Origin of the sequence: Variovorax sp. W1I1 (assembly GCF_030815625.1) — a bacterium.
GTDB lineage: Bacteria > Pseudomonadota > Gammaproteobacteria > Burkholderiales > Burkholderiaceae_C > Variovorax > Variovorax paradoxus_C.
In genome coordinates this window covers 4,560,543-4,576,631 of record NZ_JAUSWZ010000001.1, presented here as the reverse complement: position 1 = coordinate 4,576,631, position 16,089 = coordinate 4,560,543, and the positions used below count along the sequence as shown (strand labels likewise).

The 16,089-nt window shown below is 67.0% G+C and carries 14 protein-coding genes; 8 read left to right on the top strand and 6 right to left on the bottom strand.

Annotated features, from left to right (window positions below):
• The first annotated feature begins 38 nt into the window (after positions 1–38).
• Both QFZ83_RS21485 and QFZ83_RS21480 read left to right on the top strand, forming a co-directional pair.
• Positions 39–218 carry a DUF3606 domain-containing protein gene (locus QFZ83_RS21485; RefSeq protein ID WP_013539873.1) on the top strand — a complete coding sequence of 60 codons (180 nt, stop codon included), beginning with the start codon at positions 39–41 and terminating at the stop codon, positions 216–218.
• A gap of 175 nt (positions 219–393) precedes the next feature.
• Entirely contained in the window at positions 394–1,071 is a 678-nt protein-coding gene (locus QFZ83_RS21480) for a hypothetical protein (protein ID WP_307509884.1), read from the top strand.
• On the opposite strand, the gene QFZ83_RS21475 is transcribed toward QFZ83_RS21480, so the two are convergent.
• A complete protein-coding gene (locus tag QFZ83_RS21475) occupies positions 1,017–2,279 on the bottom strand; it encodes a DNA topoisomerase IB (protein ID WP_307509881.1) in 1,263 nt (420 codons plus the stop codon). The two genes, QFZ83_RS21480 and QFZ83_RS21475, sit on opposite strands and share 55 nt — an antisense overlap.
• A gap of 111 nt (positions 2,280–2,390) precedes the next feature.
• Here QFZ83_RS21475 and QFZ83_RS21470 point away from each other — a divergent pair, with 111 nt between their 5' ends.
• A complete protein-coding gene (locus QFZ83_RS21470; RefSeq protein WP_307509879.1) occupies positions 2,391–3,437 on the top strand; it encodes a purine nucleoside permease in 1,047 nt (348 codons plus the stop codon).
• Positions 3,438–3,538: 101 nt separating this feature from the next.
• Positions 3,539–4,819 carry an aspartate carbamoyltransferase gene (locus tag QFZ83_RS21465; RefSeq protein ID WP_041942804.1) on the top strand — a complete coding sequence of 427 codons (1,281 nt, stop codon included), beginning with the start codon at positions 3,539–3,541 and terminating at the stop codon, positions 4,817–4,819.
• Between the two features lie 11 nt (positions 4,820–4,830).
• On the opposite strand, the gene QFZ83_RS21460 is transcribed toward QFZ83_RS21465, so the two are convergent.
• From QFZ83_RS21460 to QFZ83_RS21450, 3 genes are all read right to left on the bottom strand, one after another.
• Entirely contained in the window at positions 4,831–5,517 is a 687-nt protein-coding gene (locus QFZ83_RS21460) for a TIGR02117 family protein (RefSeq protein WP_307509875.1), read from the bottom strand.
• 10 nt (positions 5,518–5,527) lie between these two features.
• On the bottom strand, positions 5,528–6,769 hold the full coding sequence (locus QFZ83_RS21455; protein WP_306879958.1) for a DNA polymerase IV: 1,242 nt from the start codon (positions 6,767–6,769) through the stop codon (positions 5,528–5,530).
• A 64-nt stretch (positions 6,770–6,833) separates the two neighbouring features.
• Positions 6,834–7,451 (bottom strand): YiiX family permuted papain-like enzyme, encoded by a 618-nt coding sequence (locus QFZ83_RS21450; protein WP_307509871.1) that lies wholly within the window; start codon positions 7,449–7,451, stop codon positions 6,834–6,836.
• A 61-nt stretch (positions 7,452–7,512) separates the two neighbouring features.
• On the opposite strand from QFZ83_RS21450, the gene QFZ83_RS21445 reads away from it, so the two are divergent.
• Positions 7,513–8,076 carry a putative glycolipid-binding domain-containing protein gene (locus tag QFZ83_RS21445; protein WP_307509868.1) on the top strand — a complete coding sequence of 188 codons (564 nt, stop codon included), beginning with the start codon at positions 7,513–7,515 and terminating at the stop codon, positions 8,074–8,076.
• A gap of 1,163 nt (positions 8,077–9,239) precedes the next feature.
• Positions 9,240–9,863: a hypothetical protein gene (locus QFZ83_RS21440; RefSeq protein WP_307509865.1), complete on the top strand. Its 624-nt coding sequence runs from the start codon at positions 9,240–9,242 to the stop codon at positions 9,861–9,863.
• An 18-nt stretch (positions 9,864–9,881) separates the two neighbouring features.
• On the opposite strand, the gene QFZ83_RS21435 is transcribed toward QFZ83_RS21440, so the two are convergent.
• Both QFZ83_RS21435 and QFZ83_RS21430 read right to left on the bottom strand, forming a co-directional pair.
• Complete coding sequence (locus QFZ83_RS21435; RefSeq protein WP_306879953.1) at positions 9,882–10,895, bottom strand: tripartite tricarboxylate transporter substrate binding protein; 1,014 nt, start codon at positions 10,893–10,895, stop codon at positions 9,882–9,884.
• On the bottom strand, positions 10,892–11,812 hold the full coding sequence (locus tag QFZ83_RS21430; protein ID WP_306879952.1) for a LysR substrate-binding domain-containing protein: 921 nt from the start codon (positions 11,810–11,812) through the stop codon (positions 10,892–10,894). The genes QFZ83_RS21435 and QFZ83_RS21430 overlap by 4 nt, the downstream gene beginning before the upstream one ends.
• Positions 11,813–11,978: 166 nt before the next feature.
• Here QFZ83_RS21430 and QFZ83_RS21425 point away from each other — a divergent pair, with 166 nt between their 5' ends.
• Together QFZ83_RS21425 and QFZ83_RS21420 are read left to right on the top strand one after the other, a co-directional pair.
• Positions 11,979–14,711, top strand: coding sequence for a tannase/feruloyl esterase family alpha/beta hydrolase (locus QFZ83_RS21425; RefSeq protein WP_307509862.1), 2,733 nt, complete (start codon positions 11,979–11,981; stop codon positions 14,709–14,711).
• Positions 14,708–16,060, top strand: coding sequence for a S9 family peptidase (locus QFZ83_RS21420; RefSeq protein ID WP_307509858.1), 1,353 nt, complete (start codon positions 14,708–14,710; stop codon positions 16,058–16,060). Before QFZ83_RS21425 ends, QFZ83_RS21420 begins: the two co-directional genes overlap by 4 nt.
• Positions 16,061–16,089 lie beyond the last annotated feature (29 nt).

The window sequence follows — 16,089 nt, the reverse complement described above, 5'->3', positions numbered from 1 at the left end:
GGCTGCATCGTGGTGGCCTTCAACAAGGAATCCACACCATGGCCGATGACCTGAGCAAGCGCGGACCGCAGGATGCAGCCCGCATCAACGTCAATGAATCCCACGAGGTCCGCTACTGGACGCAGACGCTGGGCGTGACCGAGGCGCAACTGCGCTCGGCCGTCGCGGCCGCGGGTGTCGAGGTGAAGGACGTGCGCACCTACCTCGGAAAACCCTGACGTCCCGAATGAGGCGGCGGGGCGGCGCAAGGCGTAGGCACGCTCCTACATCGGGGCGGGGAGGGGCGCACGATACTCATCGCCTTGTTCCCCGCTTTTCAGGAAGTTTCCCAGTGACCACGCCTCCAGCCGCCCTCCGCCGTGTGGGCTGCGCCCCGACCAGGGCTGCAGCGCAATGAAGTCCTCGCCCGGAGCGCGCAGCTGGATCGCTGCCGGCGTGCGCCACGAACTGCTCACACGCGCCCTGCCAGCCCTGCGCCATGACATGGCCGCGCCCGTCTCGGTGGTGCGCATGGCGGTGCTGATGCTCAAGCGCCAGGTCGCAGCCAACCCCATCGATCGTGCCGCGTGCGAAGAGCGCGTGGCGCTCATCGACAACCAGGTCTCGGAACTGGTGGAAGCCATCCGGTCGCTGCGCGACTGGGAGCTGGCCACCACCGACGACGGCATCACCCGCAGCGCGCTGGTGGCCCAGTGCGTGAACCTGATGCGCTCGGCCTTCGACCTGCACGGCGTGATGCTCGATGTCGACGCCGCGCTCGACCCACAGGAAGACGAGCCTCGCTGGCCCGCCGCGGCCGCGCTGCGCTACCTGTTCCTGGGTGCGCTGGGCTACCTGCACGACAGCGCGGCCGAAGCCGGCGCGATCCGCGTCGAGCCGGTCGGCAGCGATGCGCTGCGCTTCGTCGCGGTGCCGCGCGAGGCCGGTGGCGCGAACCCGGTGCTCGATGCGCACCGCGCGCCGCGCGCGCTGGCCATCGATGCCGTCGCGCTGCAGAACCTCGCCGAGGACATGGGCTACGCCATTGCGCTGGAAGGCGAGAGCGTGCGCTTCGCGCTCGCGACCGGCTGAGATCGACGCGGCGGGCCGGTGGCGGACCGCCGGTTGGCCCGCCCCTCGGCACGTCGTTCGCGCGCCTGCGCCTGCCGGTGCGTCCGCAGGAATGCCAGCAGCCGCCGCTCCGCCGCATAGAGCCCGCGCGAAGGCTTGGCCGTCGGGCGGCCGGCAATCTTTTCGAACAGCGCGGTGGCCGCGTCTTCGTTGTCCTTCGCGAGCGCACTGCCCAGCGCCAGCACCGCCGGGTGCACGTATGCCTTCTTGCAGACGGCCGGTGTGTTGCCCAACTGCTTGGCGACCGCCGCGAGGATGTCCTTGGCGCTGTAGCGGCTCCCATCGACTGCGACGCGGCCTGGCTCGCACGCCAGGCGCGTGAGTTCCAGCGCCTGCACCGTGCCGTGCCAGGTGCGGAAGTCCTTGGCGGTGAAGCGGTCGCCTTCGGTGCCTTCCGCGCCTTCCCCCGCTTCGGCGATGTAGTCGTTGACGTCGGTGGACGACACGCCGCGCAGCTCGCCGTCTTCGTCCGCGTACTGGAAGAGCGCCTGCCCCGGCAGTTGCTGGCACTGGCGCACCACCTTCGCCACGCGCGGGTCGTCCAGCTTCGCCTCGTGCATCACGCCGCTCTTGCCCTTGAAGCGCAGCCGGAGCGCCGTGCCCTGCACGGCCGCGTGGCGGTTGCGCAGCGTGGTGAGGCCGAAGGAGCCGTTGGTGTTCGCGTATTCCTCGTTGCCCACGCGCAACAGCGTGGTGTCGAGCAGGCGCACCAGCGCGGCGAGCACCTGTCGGCGGCCGGGTATCTTCCGGCCCTTTTCGGGCTGCAGGTCGCGCGCGACGCGGGCGCGGATGCGCGGCAATGCGAGCGCGAAGGCTTCGAGCCGCTCGAACTTGGTCTCGTCCTTCATCACGCGCCAGTCGGCGTGGTAGCGGTACTGCTTGCGGCCGCGCGCGTCGATGCCGGTCGCCTGCAGGTGGCCGTTGGGCAGGGGGCAGATCCATACCTGCGTGTAGGCCGGCGGAATGGCCAGCATGCGGATGCGCGAGAGCTCGTCCACGTCGCGCACCCATCGGCCCTTCGCATCGCGGTAGCGGAAGCGCTCGCCGTGCTTCAGGCGCGCGATGCCGGGCATGTCGGGGTTCACGTAGACCAGGCCGTTGGCGATGGGCGTGGGTTTGGAGGGAGCCTTGGCGGGCGGTCTGGGAACGGGCGAGGTGGAGGCCGGCATGGGGTTTGCGTCTGGAGATGCATCCGCTTGTGCCAGCACCGAGAATCGCCCGGTGTAGGACGCCGCAAGCTGTTGGTGCCCTCCCTTCCACTTATCTCCGCCCGAAAAATCATGCTTCCTCGTTGGACCTCTCTCTGCGCCCGCTGGTCGGCGCTGTGCGCCGCGGCGCTGCTCGCCACGGCCTGTGCTTCGACCTCGCCTGCATCGACATCGGCGACCGCACCGGCCGCGCCCGTCAAGGTCAAGGTCTTCGTCGCCGCCATGTTCGAGATCGGCCAGAACACCGGCGACCGCGCCGGTGAGTTCCAGTACTGGTACGAGCGCTACTGGAAGGGCGCGAAGCCGATGGCCGTGCCCGGCGCGCTGCAGCCCGTGTACTGCAACACCGATGGCGTGTGCGGCGCGGTGCTCGGCATGGGCAAGGTCAACTCGTCGTCGTCGATGCAGGCGATCCTGCTGAACCCGCAGTTCGATTTCTCCGACGCCTACTACGTGATCTCCGGCGTGGCCGGCACGCCGCCTTCGCGCGGCACCATCGGAGAAGTGAGCTGGGCCACCTGGCTCGTGGACTACGACCTCGGCCACCGTTGGGCGCCCGAGGAAAACAAGGCGGGCGAGCCCACCTTCATGCCGCGCAAGGGCTACGAGGACTACCGCCGCTTCAAGCTCAACCCCGACCTCGTCGGCTGGGCCATGAAGCTCTCGGCCGACACGCCACTGAAAGACTCCGACGCCGCCCGCAAGTACCGCCTGCGCTACCCGGACGCCGCGGCGCGCCGCGCGCCCTTCGTCGGCACCGGCACCCACATGACCGGCGACACCTTCTTCCATGGCCCCGGCATGTCGAAGCAGGCGCAGTACATCGCCAAGCTCTACGGCGCGGACGACTACGTCATCACCGAAATGGAAGCCGCGGCCATCACCCTCGTGATCAAGCGCACCCACGGCACCGACCGGGTGATGAGCCTGCGCGGCGCGGTCAACTTCGACCAGGGCAACCCGAAGGAAAGCACGCTGCAGCACCTGGACCCGGCGCCGGGCGAGACGGCGGGCGGCTTTGCGGAGACGGTGGAGAACATCGCGCTGGTCGGCACGCGCGTGGTCGATCACATCGTGAAGAACTGGCCGCAGTGGCGTGCCGGCGTGCCGAAGCCCTGAGGGTTGCTCCACGGCCCTTCGAAGGGCGAACTGGTGTTGGTTGATATACGCACTGCGTAAATTGGTTTGGTGAATTTGTACGCATGGCGTATATTTCACCCATGAGCCAGCAACAAGACATCCTGCGCGACGCCATGCGGCGTCTCAATCTCACCCGCGACGCGTTCTCCGAGCGCCTGGGTGTCCGCCGCCGGGCGCTCGACACCTGGCTGCTGCCCGCCGACTCCGGCGAGTCGCGGGCCATGCCCGAAATGGTGGGCAAGTTCGTCGCCGAAATCCTGCAGCGCGAGGCGCAAGCAACCACCGGCGCGGACGACCGGCCCCTGGCACAGCGCATTGCGGCGGAGGGGCGCCCGCACCTGTTGTCGGTCGCGCAGTTCGACCGCGACAGCCTCGAGGCCTTGTTCCAGGTGGCCGATGTCATGCAGCCGATCGCGCGGCGCCAGAAAGTCACGCGCGTGCTCGAAGGCGCGGTGCTCGGCAGCCTGTTCTTCGAGGCCAGCACCCGCACCCGCGTGAGCTTCGGCGCCGCGTTCTGCCGGCTCGGCGGCACGGTCTGCGACACCACGGGATTCACCTTCTCGTCGATGGCCAAGGGCGAATCGATCTACGACACCAGCCGCGTGATGAGCGGCTACGTCGATGCGCTGGTGGTGCGCCATCCCGAGCAGGGCTCGGTGGCCGAATTCGCGCGGGCCACCAACATCCCGGTCATCAATGCCGGCGACGGGCCGGGCGAGCATCCGAGCCAGGCCATCCTTGACCTGTACACGATCCAGCGCGAGTTCTCGCGCATGGGCAAGCTGGTCGACGGCACGCACGTGGCGATGGTCGGCGACCTGAAGTACGGCCGCACGGTGCATTCGCTGATCCGTCTGCTGTCGCTCTACCGGGGCCTGAAATTCACGCTCATCGCGCCGCCCTCGCTCGAAATGCCGGCCTACCTGCTGGACCTGGTGGCGCGCAATGGCCATGTGATCGAGCAGACCCAGTCGCTCGAGGAGGGGCTGCGCGGCGCCGACGTGGTGTACGCCACCCGCATCCAGAAGGAGCGCTTCGCGGGCGAGGAGATCGAGGGCTACACGCCCGAGTTCCAGATCCGCAAGGCGCTGGTGGACACGCTCTGCAAGCCCGACACCATCCTCATGCATCCGCTGCCGCGCGATGGGCGCCCCGGCGCGAACGACCTCAGCATCGACCTCAACCACGATCCGCGGCTGGCGATCTTCCGGCAGACCGACAACGGCATCCCGGTGCGCATGGCGCTGTTCGCGGTGCTGATGGGCGTCGAGCACCAGGTGGCGCGTTCGATGCGCGATGCGGGCTGGCGCTCGCCCGCGCATATCGGCCCCGACGATGCGGACTTCGATGGGCTGGACTGAACCCCCGATGCTCAGGGCGTTGCGGGTTGCAGGTGCCACACGACGTTGAAGTCGAACGGCGTCCAGCGGCCGGTCCTGACGCCTGCGCTTCGCAGGCCGCGGCCGGTCCAGGTGTTGCAGGTCTCGAAGAGGTTGTAGCCGCCTTCGGCTTCGTAGAAGGCATCCTGGCTGTCGTAGTGCGCACCGGCAATCGGCGCCGCGCGGCCTGAGGGCAGCGACGCGCGCACGTAGCCCACGAGCTGCGCGTACTGCGCCTGCGAGAGCGGCAGCTTGTAGGCGCCGCGCCGCATCTGCGCGCGGCGCAGGTACGTCACATGCATCAGCGCCCGGTTGCCGCCCGCGAGCGCACCGAAGGCGCGCGAGGCGGTCAGGTCGGCCCAGGTGGGCGTGTGCAGGTAGAACTCGCGGTCGCCCCAGCCGATGGCGATGAACTCGGCATCGGGCGGCACGGCCTTGAAGTCGGCGAGCGGAAAGAGCCGATGCCAGTCGACGGTCGCCGAGCGGACCGGGAACACGAGGTCGGTGTGCACGCCGTTGCTCAGCACCCAGGCTTCGACGGCGGGAGCTTCCGCGGGAAGCGTCGGCTTTGCATTGGCCGGCCACAGCACCAGCGCGAACGCCACGGCCACATACAGCGCGACCGCGAGCACGAACCCAAGCAGGGTGAATGCGATGCGCCGGAGCCAGCGTTTGATCACTGGGGCTTCTTCAGAAGAGCGACGCGGTGGTCGCAGCCGGTTCTGCCGCCGTGCGCGCTGCGCCCGTGGGCGCCAGCGCCTCCGGGCTGCCCGCCTTCGCCAGCGCACCCACGCGCACACCCAAGAGGCGCAGCGGTCGCTCCAGCGGCACGCGCTTCAGGCACTGCCCGCCGATCTGCCGGATGGTCTTGCCGTCGGCGGTGAAGCGGTCGATGGTCTGGTCGCGCGTGGCGATCTTGAAATCGTCGTAGCGCAGCTTGATGCCGATGGTCTTGCCCACGTAGCCCTTGCGCTGCAGGTCTTCGGCGACCTTCTCGCACAGGTGCGTGAAGATCGCGCCCAGCTCGGCGCGGTCGCGCACTGCGTGCAGGTCGCGGTCGAAGGTGGTTTCGCGGCTCATGGAGACGGGCTCGCTCTCGGTCACCACCGGCCGGTCGTCGCGGCCCCAGGACACCTCGTGCATCCATGCGCCGGTGGCCTTGCCGAAGTTCTGGATCAGCCAGTCGCGATCGCGCGCCGCGAGTTGGCCGACGGTCTCGATGCCAAAGCGCTTGAGCTTCTCGTCGGCCTTGGGGCCGATGCCGTTCACCTTGCGGCAGGGCAGGGGCCAGATGTGGCTCTCCAGGTCGCCTTCGTAGACCACCGAGATGCCATTGGGCTTGTTGAACTCGCTCGCCATCTTGGCGATGAGCTTGTTGGGTGCGACGCCGATCGAGCAGGTGAGGCCGGTGGCATCGAGGATCGATTTCTGGATCAACCGCGCCAGCGAGCGCCCGCCGTCGCGCTGGCCGCCGGGCACGTCGGTGAAGTCGATGTACACCTCGTCCACGCCGCGGTCTTCCATGAGCGGCGCGATCTCCAGGATCACCTGCTTGAAGGCGCGCGAGAAGCGCCGGTACTCGTCGAAATCGACCGGCAGGATCAGCGCCTGCGGGCACAGCTTGGCGGCCTTCATGAGTCCCATCGCCGAGCCGATGCCGAACTGCCGCGCGGGGTAGGTGGCGGTGGTGATCACGCCGCGGCCCGCGTAGTCCTTCAGCCGAGGGAAGGCATCCACCGGAATGTCGGCCAGCGTGCCGCCTTCGGGCAGGTTGCGGATGGCCTCGTCGACGCTGCGGCGCCCGCCGCCGATCACCACCGGCAGCCCCTTGAGCTGCGGATAGCGCAACAGCTCGACCGACGCGTAGAAGGCGTCCATGTCGAGGTGGGCGATGCGGCGGATCGGGCCTGTCGAGGGGGGCGGGGAACTCACGGAAACGATTGTCTCGCGGCCGGAAGGGTTTCGCCCGCCGAGGGGCACAGGAAACGGTCGCCGGTCAGCGCGTTTCGACGGTCGCGAGCAGCGGCGAATCGAACATCGCCACGGGCGAGATCACCGGTTCGTCCATCGGCACCTTGTCGCCGTAGCGCTCGCGCATCTTGGCGCGCACGGCCGCATCGGCCAAGTTGAACTCGCGGATCTTCTGCAGCTCGCCGATGCGCACGCCCAGCGCGCGCTGGTAGAGCTTCCACACGAGCTCGGAGCAGTAGATGCGGCCGTCCGACCATTCGAAGGTCAGGTCGTAGGGGCGGCCCGCGAAGTCGGCGGTGCGGGCGTGCAGGCGGGCGATGGCGCCGGGTGTCAGCAGCTTGTCGGCATCGCGCAGGCGCTTGACCACGTAGTGCCCGCCGTTGCCGCGCGCCGTCCATTGCGCGAGCGGCGTGTAGCGCACGGTAGCGACCGCCTCGAAGACGAAGGGCTTGCCGTCCCGCAGCAGCACGATGCCCATGTGGCTGTAGCGCGAGCCCGTGGCGCGCTGCACGGCCACGCTCTGGGCCGAGCGCGAGGTGTGGAAGATGATGTCGCCGTCCTTCAGCGCCGCCGCATGCGCGGCGCTGTCCGCCAGCAGGGTGAGCAGAGGAGCGAGGAGCGCGGTGAAAAGAGCCTTCGTCATGCGGGGCATTTTGAGCGATGGCGCTTGCGCGGCGCCGCATGCCGGTGCCATCATCCGCGCCATGCAAACCGTCGCCTCCATCCTCTGGCGCAGGCTCGATGCACCGGGCCACGACGCGTGCCGGCTCGAGCGCAATGCCTCGGCCTGGCAGCTCGACGGCGCCGCGGTGTTTCGCCACGAGAGCGGCCGCATCGCCCAGCTGCACTACCGGGTGCGTTGCGACCTGCACTGGCACACGCAGTGGGGCATGGTGCGCGGCTGGCTCGGAGACTCGGCCATCGAGCTGTCGATCGCACGCGACGCACATGGTCACTGGAAGCTCAACGACGAGGCCGTGCCCGACTTGTCGCATTGCGTGGACCTTGACTTGGGGTTTACGCCTGCGACCAATCTGCTGCAGTTGCGAAGGCTCAATCTCTCGGTGGGCGAGGCGGCCGATGCGCCGGCTGCGTGGGTCGATCTCGATGGCGGCGGTGTGCTGAGCGAGTTGATGCAGAGGTACGAGCGGCGCAGCGAGAGCGAGTACGCGTATGTGGCGAAACGCTTCGACTATGAGGCGGTGTTGAAGGTCACGGCGGATGGTTTCGTGAGCGACTATCCGCGGCTCTGGGTTGCGCAAAGCTAGCAAGCCAAGCGCTACTTCGAAATGCTCTGGCGCACCTTTCCTCGGTTAGACACGATCGACGTTCGCGGTGTCATCGGTATGCAGCATGCGTGTCACGCATCGCGTTCGTGGTCGCGTTGGATGAGGCTGAAGCTCCGCTGATTGGAAGCCTTCTGGCAGGGTGGGCGGGGAAGTACTTGCGCGACTTAGCGTTGCAGGCCACTCAACGAACAGCCACTGCTTGGGACGCACACGTGCCTCCCCTGTTGCCGCCAGCGTTGCATACCCGCACGGACGCAAAGCGGCCGGTCACCGCATTCTTGGATCGCTCGCGCCGGCTGATGTGCTGGAACGCTCGGCTTGGCAAGACCAAGCCAATGCCTTGCTGCTCATGGGTTGCAGGGCCGTCGGACGCTTGGCATCACTGGCGAGTGGCCCTGCCGTTGTAGGTTTGCGTGGAAGCTACTGAGCTCCAGGCATAACGGCCGCTCCGCCCAGCTCGCACGCGGCGCCGAAATTTCGCTTTGCCTGTGCCTCGCCAGGGGATCGCTTCTGGCCGTCACGAAAAGCTGCGGGTAATTTTTGAAAGCTGCTCCTGGATCTGGTTGGGATTTGTGAAAACCAACGGATCTTGGTATCGCTGGCGCCAAGCTATGCCTTAGCGGCTCCGTTTCAGACGGCTTTTGGCAACTATTCAGAACTATTGCAACTTAGTCGCTTTTTAGACATTGTTGTAATGAAGTTGCGATAAACAAGTCTATGGTCGTCGCGGCCCGCCCCGGTGGAGTTTCGTAGCCGCGAACTCGACGTGAGACTCAAATATCGAGCAGTTACGCAATCAAATGCGCGCCGCCGAATTGGCACTGAAAATCGAGTGCCCGCTACGAACAGGCTATCAGCGTGGTGCGATTTTGTTGTCTACGCTGTTGAACACTGGCAGGAACGCACCTCCGCAAAACCGATTTGATTGCCATTCGCTGCACGCAGTGAAAAAACCAAGTTGCTCTTTCTAGAGCGTTGAGAGGAGGAAAGCCTCAGCAAGATTGATGCAAGCAGGGAATTTGAACTCTTTTGAATTCAATATTCGGTTTTTAGGGAAGGGTGCGATGGCGGTAAAGCCATCGTGTCACATAAATAAAAATTGAGAAAGTGCTCCGACAGGGTGGCTTTCTCAGGATGACTCAGTGAAATCAATCTTTATTCGGTTTGCATTTTTTATTGCAATTTCCTCCGTTTCGAATTTTTCGATCGGCAAAGAAGTCAGTGAAACTAAGAATAAATGTTCTGTGACACTGGAAGGTGATTCGATCATGTGGGGCGGTTTTGTTCCTGGTCCTCGATTGCTTGAGCCGCCAGCTGCGATTCTCAAGCGTTTACGGCCAACCTATACAGTTGTTGATAATTCGGTAATTAGCTCCACCGCAGTACAACGTGCAAAAGAGTTTGCAAAAAGTCAGCGCACCACTAGGTTCATTGTGTTGCAACACGGCATCAATGACGCAATGATTGGCTCAGATTTGGCCACTTATCTTTATGAAATGGCGGAAATTTCAAAAGGAGAAGGCCGAGTCCCGATCATTACTGGACTTACTCGTCAGATTCGAAAAATTAGAAAAAGAGATCACTACAACTTGATAACGCAACAAGTTGCAATCGCTTCCGGATCTCTTTTTGCCGATTGGGGAAATGTCCGCTACGGTCCCGAGGACATGGCGGATGAGATGCACCCTGGGCAAGCCTATGCGAATCGGCTGGTGGAGCGCTTGGTGGTCGTGCTCGATCAAGCCGCTCCGGAGTGTATTTCGTAGCCTCTAAGAATCGGGCGATCAGTCGAACTGCCCCCGATCGCCGGCCACTAACACTCGATTGCGCCGCCGATCCACGGCGATCTCATGCGCAAAGTCCTCGATGCTCCCCCCAGCCGGCAGGTTGTACGCAGCACGCAACCGCTCGCGCACCGCATTGCTGCGCAACACGCGATTGATCTCCGCATTCAGCCGCTGCACCACCGCCACCGGCGTACGCACCGGCGCGAAGATGCCAAAAAGCGAATCGCGATTCGCCCGTTCGTACCCCAGCTCCGCGAGCGTCGGCACCGACGGTAGCGCCTCGATGCGCGCCGGCGCCCCCACCGCCAGCGCCTGGAACCGTCCGCCTTCGATGTACTGCAACTGCTGCGCCGCGACGTTGGTCGAGAGCACCTCGAACTGCCCGCTGAGCGCGTCATTGAGCTGCGGCCCGCCGCCCGCATACGGGATGTGCGTGATGTCGGTGCGGCTCTGCATGCGCACCTGCGCAAGCACCAGGTGCCCGATGGTGGCCACGCCCGAGGTGGCCCAGCGCACCGCGCCGGGTTGGCTGCGGGCGCGCGCGATCAGGTCGCCGAAGCCGTGTCCCGCAAAGGCCGGCGTGCCGACCACCAGCACCGGCGTGCGCATCACGCTCGCCACCGGCGCGAAGGCGCGCAGCGGGTCGTAGGGCACGCGCGCGATCAGCGGGTGCAGCGTGAGCGGGCTGATGGCGGAGAAGGCGAGGGTGCTGCCGTCGGGCGCGGCGCGCGCGAGCGCATCCATGCCGATGCTGCCGCCCGCGCCGGCGCGGTTCTCGATGAGCACCGGCACGCCCAGCGCCTGCGAGAGCGGGTCGGCCAGCACGCGCGCCATGCCGTCGCTCACGCCACCCGGCGGGTAGACCACGATCAAGCGCATCGGGCGGTTCGGCCAAAGCGATGACGCCGTTGCGGCATGCAGCAACTGAGGCATGCCGCACGCAGCGGCCAGCAGGGCGCCAGTGCTGCGCAGCACGAAATGGCGACGGGGCAGCAAGAAGACGCCGCTCATGACCCCGGGTTCTCGCTTGCATGCCTGCGCAGCAGCGCGGCGAAGTGCTGCGCGGGCAGGTTGTCTTCTTCCACGCGCGACACCAGCGTGAGCGGCGCATCGAGCTGGCCGCCGTCCGCAAGACGCGTGTAGGCGATGGCATGTGCGTGCACGCCGGTCATCGAGGCCGGCACCACCGACAGGCCGACGCCCGCGGCCACGAGATTCAGGTTGGTCATCATGCGGTCCACCTCGGCCACCACACGCGGGCGCAGGCCCTTGGCGTGGCACAGCGCCAGCAACTCGGCATAGAGGCCCGGCGCGCCCGGACGGCGCACGAGGATGATGCCCTCCTCGCACAGCCGCGCGAGCGGCAGCGGGCGCGAAGCCTTGCTGCGCGCGAGGGCAAAGCGGTGGTCGCTGGGCATCGCGACCAGCACCGGCTCGCGCAGCAGCGTCTCGAAGATCAGGCCCTCGGGCCGCGCCACCGGCACGCGCAGCAAGCCGCAGTGCAGGCGGCCGGCCGCCAGTGCTTCGGTCAATTCGGCGGCGTTGTTCTCGCGCAGTTGAAGCTCCACGCCCGGGTGCTCGCGGCGAAAGGCGCGCAGCGCCTCGGGCACGAAGCGGTGCGCCGCTGCCGAGCTGGTGAAGCCCACCGCCAGCGTGCCGACTTCGCCATTGGCCACACGCGCCATGCGCTGCTTCATGGCCTCCATGTCCTGCAGCATGCGCAGCGCCTCGACCTGGAAGAGGCGCCCCGCATCGGTGAGCGCCACGCCGCGCGGATGGCGCCTGAAGAGCTGCACGCCGAGCTCGCGTTCCAGCGACTTGATCGCGAGGCTGAGCGGCGGCTGCTGGATGCCCAGTTGCTCGGCGGCGCGTGTCATGTGGCCGGTCTCGGCGACGGCCACGAAATACCGGAGCGGTCTCATCTCCATGGTGTCTCCATATTTTTTTTGTATTGAAACGACCTCTTTATTTTATTTGACCCTAGGTCACCCCGAATCTATCGTCCGGCCGCCCATTCAAAACAAAGAGCGACCCACCGAGGCCGCATGCCGGAGACAAGACATGCGCACACCGCGCCCCCGTTCGATTTTCTCGATGATTGACGCCGCTCGGCGTGCCCGCCGTTCGTTCGGTCCCGCGATCGGCATCTCGCTGGTTTCACTGGTCCTGGTCGCTTGCGGCGGCGGCGGTGGCGGAGGAGGCGGCGGCAGCGGCTTCTTCCCGATCGTGCCGAACAACCCGCCGGCCGACGGTAGCGGCCCGCCCGACAACCCAGCGCCTCCGACCGTGGTGCCGGTGGTGGCCTGCGCAGACCTCGCGGGCAAGAGCCTGCCCGCCTCGCTGATCAGCCTGCCCACCGGCGGCGCTACCGTCGTCAGCGCCACGGCCGTGGCGGCGGGCGATGCCGGCAATCAACTGGGCGACTACTGCCGCGTGCGCGGCACCATCCAGCCGGTGGACCCGGCCTCGCAGCTCATCAACTTCGCGGTCAACCTGCCCGAGAAGTGGAACCAGAAGACCATTCACTTCGGCGGCGGCGGCTTCGACGGCGTACTGATCGACGGCACCGAGGTCATCCGTTTCGGCCCCGCCGGCAAGCCCGCGCCGCTCGCGCTCGGCTACGCCACTTACGGCGACGACTCGGGCCACCAGTCGAGCAGCATCACCGACGGCCGGTTCGCGGCCAACGACGAGCAACTGGCCAACTACGGCGGCCAGTCGCTGAAGAAGACGCGCGACGTGGCGCAGGCGCTGGTGTTCGCGCGCTACGCCATGAAGCCCAAGCACGCCTACTTCCTCGGCACCTCGACCGGCGGGCGCGACGCGCTCAGCTACATCCAGCGCTGGCCGCTGGACTACGACGGCGTGATCGCCAACGAGCCCGCGCTCAACTACACGGGCACGCGGCTGTCGAATGTGGCGGTGGGGCGCGCGCTGTACAACAACGGCGGTGCGGGCTGGATGAACGTGGCCAAGACATTGCTCGTGCAGAAGGCCGCGATGCAGGACTGCGACAAGCTGGACGGCGCGGCCGACAATATCGTGAGCAACGTGGAAAGCTGCCGGCTGCTGAACGCGCAGATCCTCGCCTCGCTGCGCTGCTCCGGCGGTGCGGACACGGGCAACACGTGCCTCTCGGATGCGCAGCTCGCCACGGTGCGCACCATCGAATCGCCGCTCGACTTCACGACCTACGCGCTCGCCAACGGCGTGAAGCGCGCGGGCGGCTACAACATCCTCGAAGGCGCGCTGGTCGCGGGCCCGTACACCACGCGCGACCTCGGCACGCGTCCGGTGCCGGCCAACCCGGCTACTTCGGCAGACGCCAACATGTACGTCACAGGCGACCAGTGGGTGAAGTACTTCGTCACGCGCATTGCGGGCTTCGATTCGCTGACCTTCGATCCGCTCGATCCCGGCAGCTATGCCGCGCGGGTGACCGAGGTGTCGAATCTCACCGACGCAACCAATCCGAACCTCGCACCGTTCTTTGCCAACGGCGGCCGGCTCATCATGCTGCACGGCCTGGCCGATGAAGTGATCAGCCCGAACTCGACCATCGACTACTACAAGCAGCTCATCGCCACGGTGGGCCAGGCGGCGGTCGACCAGAGCGTGCGCTTCTACACCGTGCCCGGCATGGGCCACGGCACCGGCAGCTTCATTCCCAACTGGGATTCGCTCGCCGCGCTCGAGGGCTGGGTCGAGGGCGGCCTCGCGCCCGCCACCGGCGTGGCGGTCGATGCGGTGGCAGGCACCTACGGCCGCACGCGTCCGCTGTGCCAGTTCCCGTCGTGGCCCAAGTACCGCGGTGCCGGCAGCCTGGATGCGGCCGTCAACTACAGCTGCGTGACGGAGGTTGGCGATCCGCTCGCCTGTCCCAACCTGCCCGCATCCGTTACGACCTACAAGGGCGGCGACAGCTTCGGCGAAGAACTGCGCGTGCAGATCGACCCGGCCACCATGGCCTACACCGTGACTGTCGACGCCAGTCTGCAGCGTGCCGTGGGCACGGTTCGCAACGGCTCGCTGGTGGCACAGGGCAGTTGCAGCTACACGAGCGGCGAGAGCGGTGCGGTCTTCAGCTTCGCGCCGGGCGGCGTGCTGCTGGGCGGCGTGAACGCGCCGAGCGGCGGCGGCTTCGCGCCGCTGGTGGCGTTCCGGAACACCTTCGAGAACACGGCCTCGCCCGCGGTCTTCAATCCGGTGGCGAACATCTTCAACACGGTGGGCGTGCAGCAGGGCACGGCCAGCGCGGAAGCCTACGCTGGCGCGGTGCGGCTGCGCAATGCAGGCACCTTCCAGTACTGCCGCAGCGCGGCAGGCAGCGCCGGCAGCTTCATGGTCTACGACGCCAACTGCACAGAAACCGAGAAGGGCTACATCACCTACAACACCACGCGCGGCGCCTTCGACCTGCGCACCACCGCGCCGACCGGCGGCGCTGCGACCACCGGCGGCACGCTCACCGGCTCGATGGTGATCGGACTCGTCAACGGCGCCGCGGTGCCGCTGCACCTGGTGCGAGACTCGGCCGCCACCGCGGGCCTGCGCATCTTCAGCTTGCAGCAAAGCCTGGCAGCGGGCGCAGCCGACGGCAGCTACGCCATGAACAGCGTGAAGGGCGAGAGCCGCGAGGCGACGGTGGCGGGCAGCGACTTCAATCTCGGCGGCGCGGCCGCATCGTTGAGCTACGACACGCCCGTCCCCGGCGTGGTGCAATCCGACGCGGGCCGGCCGGGCAATTTCATCTTCAACAGCGGCGTCCTTGGCTTCGTTTCCACGACAGGAACGAACGCGGCGCTCGAACTCGGAGTACGCCATTGAAAAAACACCTCTCGCACCTTGCTGCCTTCGCCCTGCTCGGCACGGCCCCTCTGCTGTCCGCGCACGCGGCTCTCTCGACGGCACCCAAGCCCGCAACCTGCCCGGCCCCCGTCCCCGAGGCGGCCCGCTGCTACACCGGTGAAGACGGCGCGGGCGCGCTCTACTGGATCGCCATTCCGAAAGACTGGAACCGCGGCGTGCTCGTGATGCACGCCCACGGCGGCCCCGAGACCGGCCCGCCCAAGCTGGAGCGCAGCGAGGAAGACCTCAAGCGCTGGGCCGTCACCGTGAAGGCTGGCTACGCCTGGGCTGGCTCCACCTACCGGCGTGGCGGCTACGGCGTGACGATGGCCGCCGAAGACACTGAGCGCCTGCGCCAGATCTTCGTGCGCCACTTCGGCCAGCCCACGCGCACGCTGCTGCACGGCCAGAGCTACGGCGGCGGTGTGGCCGCCAAGGCGGCCGAGCTGTATGCGCCCGTCGGCGATGCGAAGAGCCGTTACGACGGCTTGCTGCTCACGAGCGGTGTGATCGGCGGCGGCAACAACAACTATGACTTCCGGCTCGACCTGCGCGTGGTCTACCAGTACGTCTGCCGCAACCACCCGCGCCCGGACGAATCGCAGTACCCGCTGTGGATGGGCCTGCCGCTCGATTCGAAACTCACGCGCGCCGAGCTCGCCGCGCGCGTCAAGGAATGCACCGGCATCGGCATGCCCGCCGCGCAGCGCACGCCCGAGCAGGCGGCACGCCTGAAGACGATTCTCTCGGTCGTGAAGATCCAGGAGCGCTCGCTGGTCGGCCACCTGAACTGGGCGACGTGGCTGTTCCAGGACCTGGTGCAGAAGCGCCTGAACGGCCGCAACCCCTTCGGCAACATCGGCGTGGTCTACAGCGGCTCTGCCGACGACGCGGCGCTCAACGCCGGCGTGCTGCGCTATGCCGCCGACCCGCAGGCCAAGGGTGCGCTCGCGGCCGACAGCCAACCCACCGGCCGCACATCGCTGCCCACGGTGGGGCTGCATGCCATCGACGACCCGACCGCGTTCGTCGAACTCGAGAACGCCTACCGCCGCATCCGCGACGCGGCCGGCACCGGGGGCAACCTGGTGCAGAGCTTCAGCGCCGAGCGCGAGCACAGTTATCTCAGCGATTCGGAATACCCCGCGCTCTTCGGCGCACTGATGGACTGGATCGACAAGGGCGAGAAGCCCACGCCGCAGAGCCTGGCGCAACGCTGCGCATCGCTCGCGCCGCGCTATGACACCGACGGCAAGAACGGCTGCCACATCAAGCCCGAATGGCAACCGCCCACGCTCGAGAGCCGCGTGCCTTTGCGCGCACCCTGAATCTTTCTTCTTTGACCTTGACGGAGACT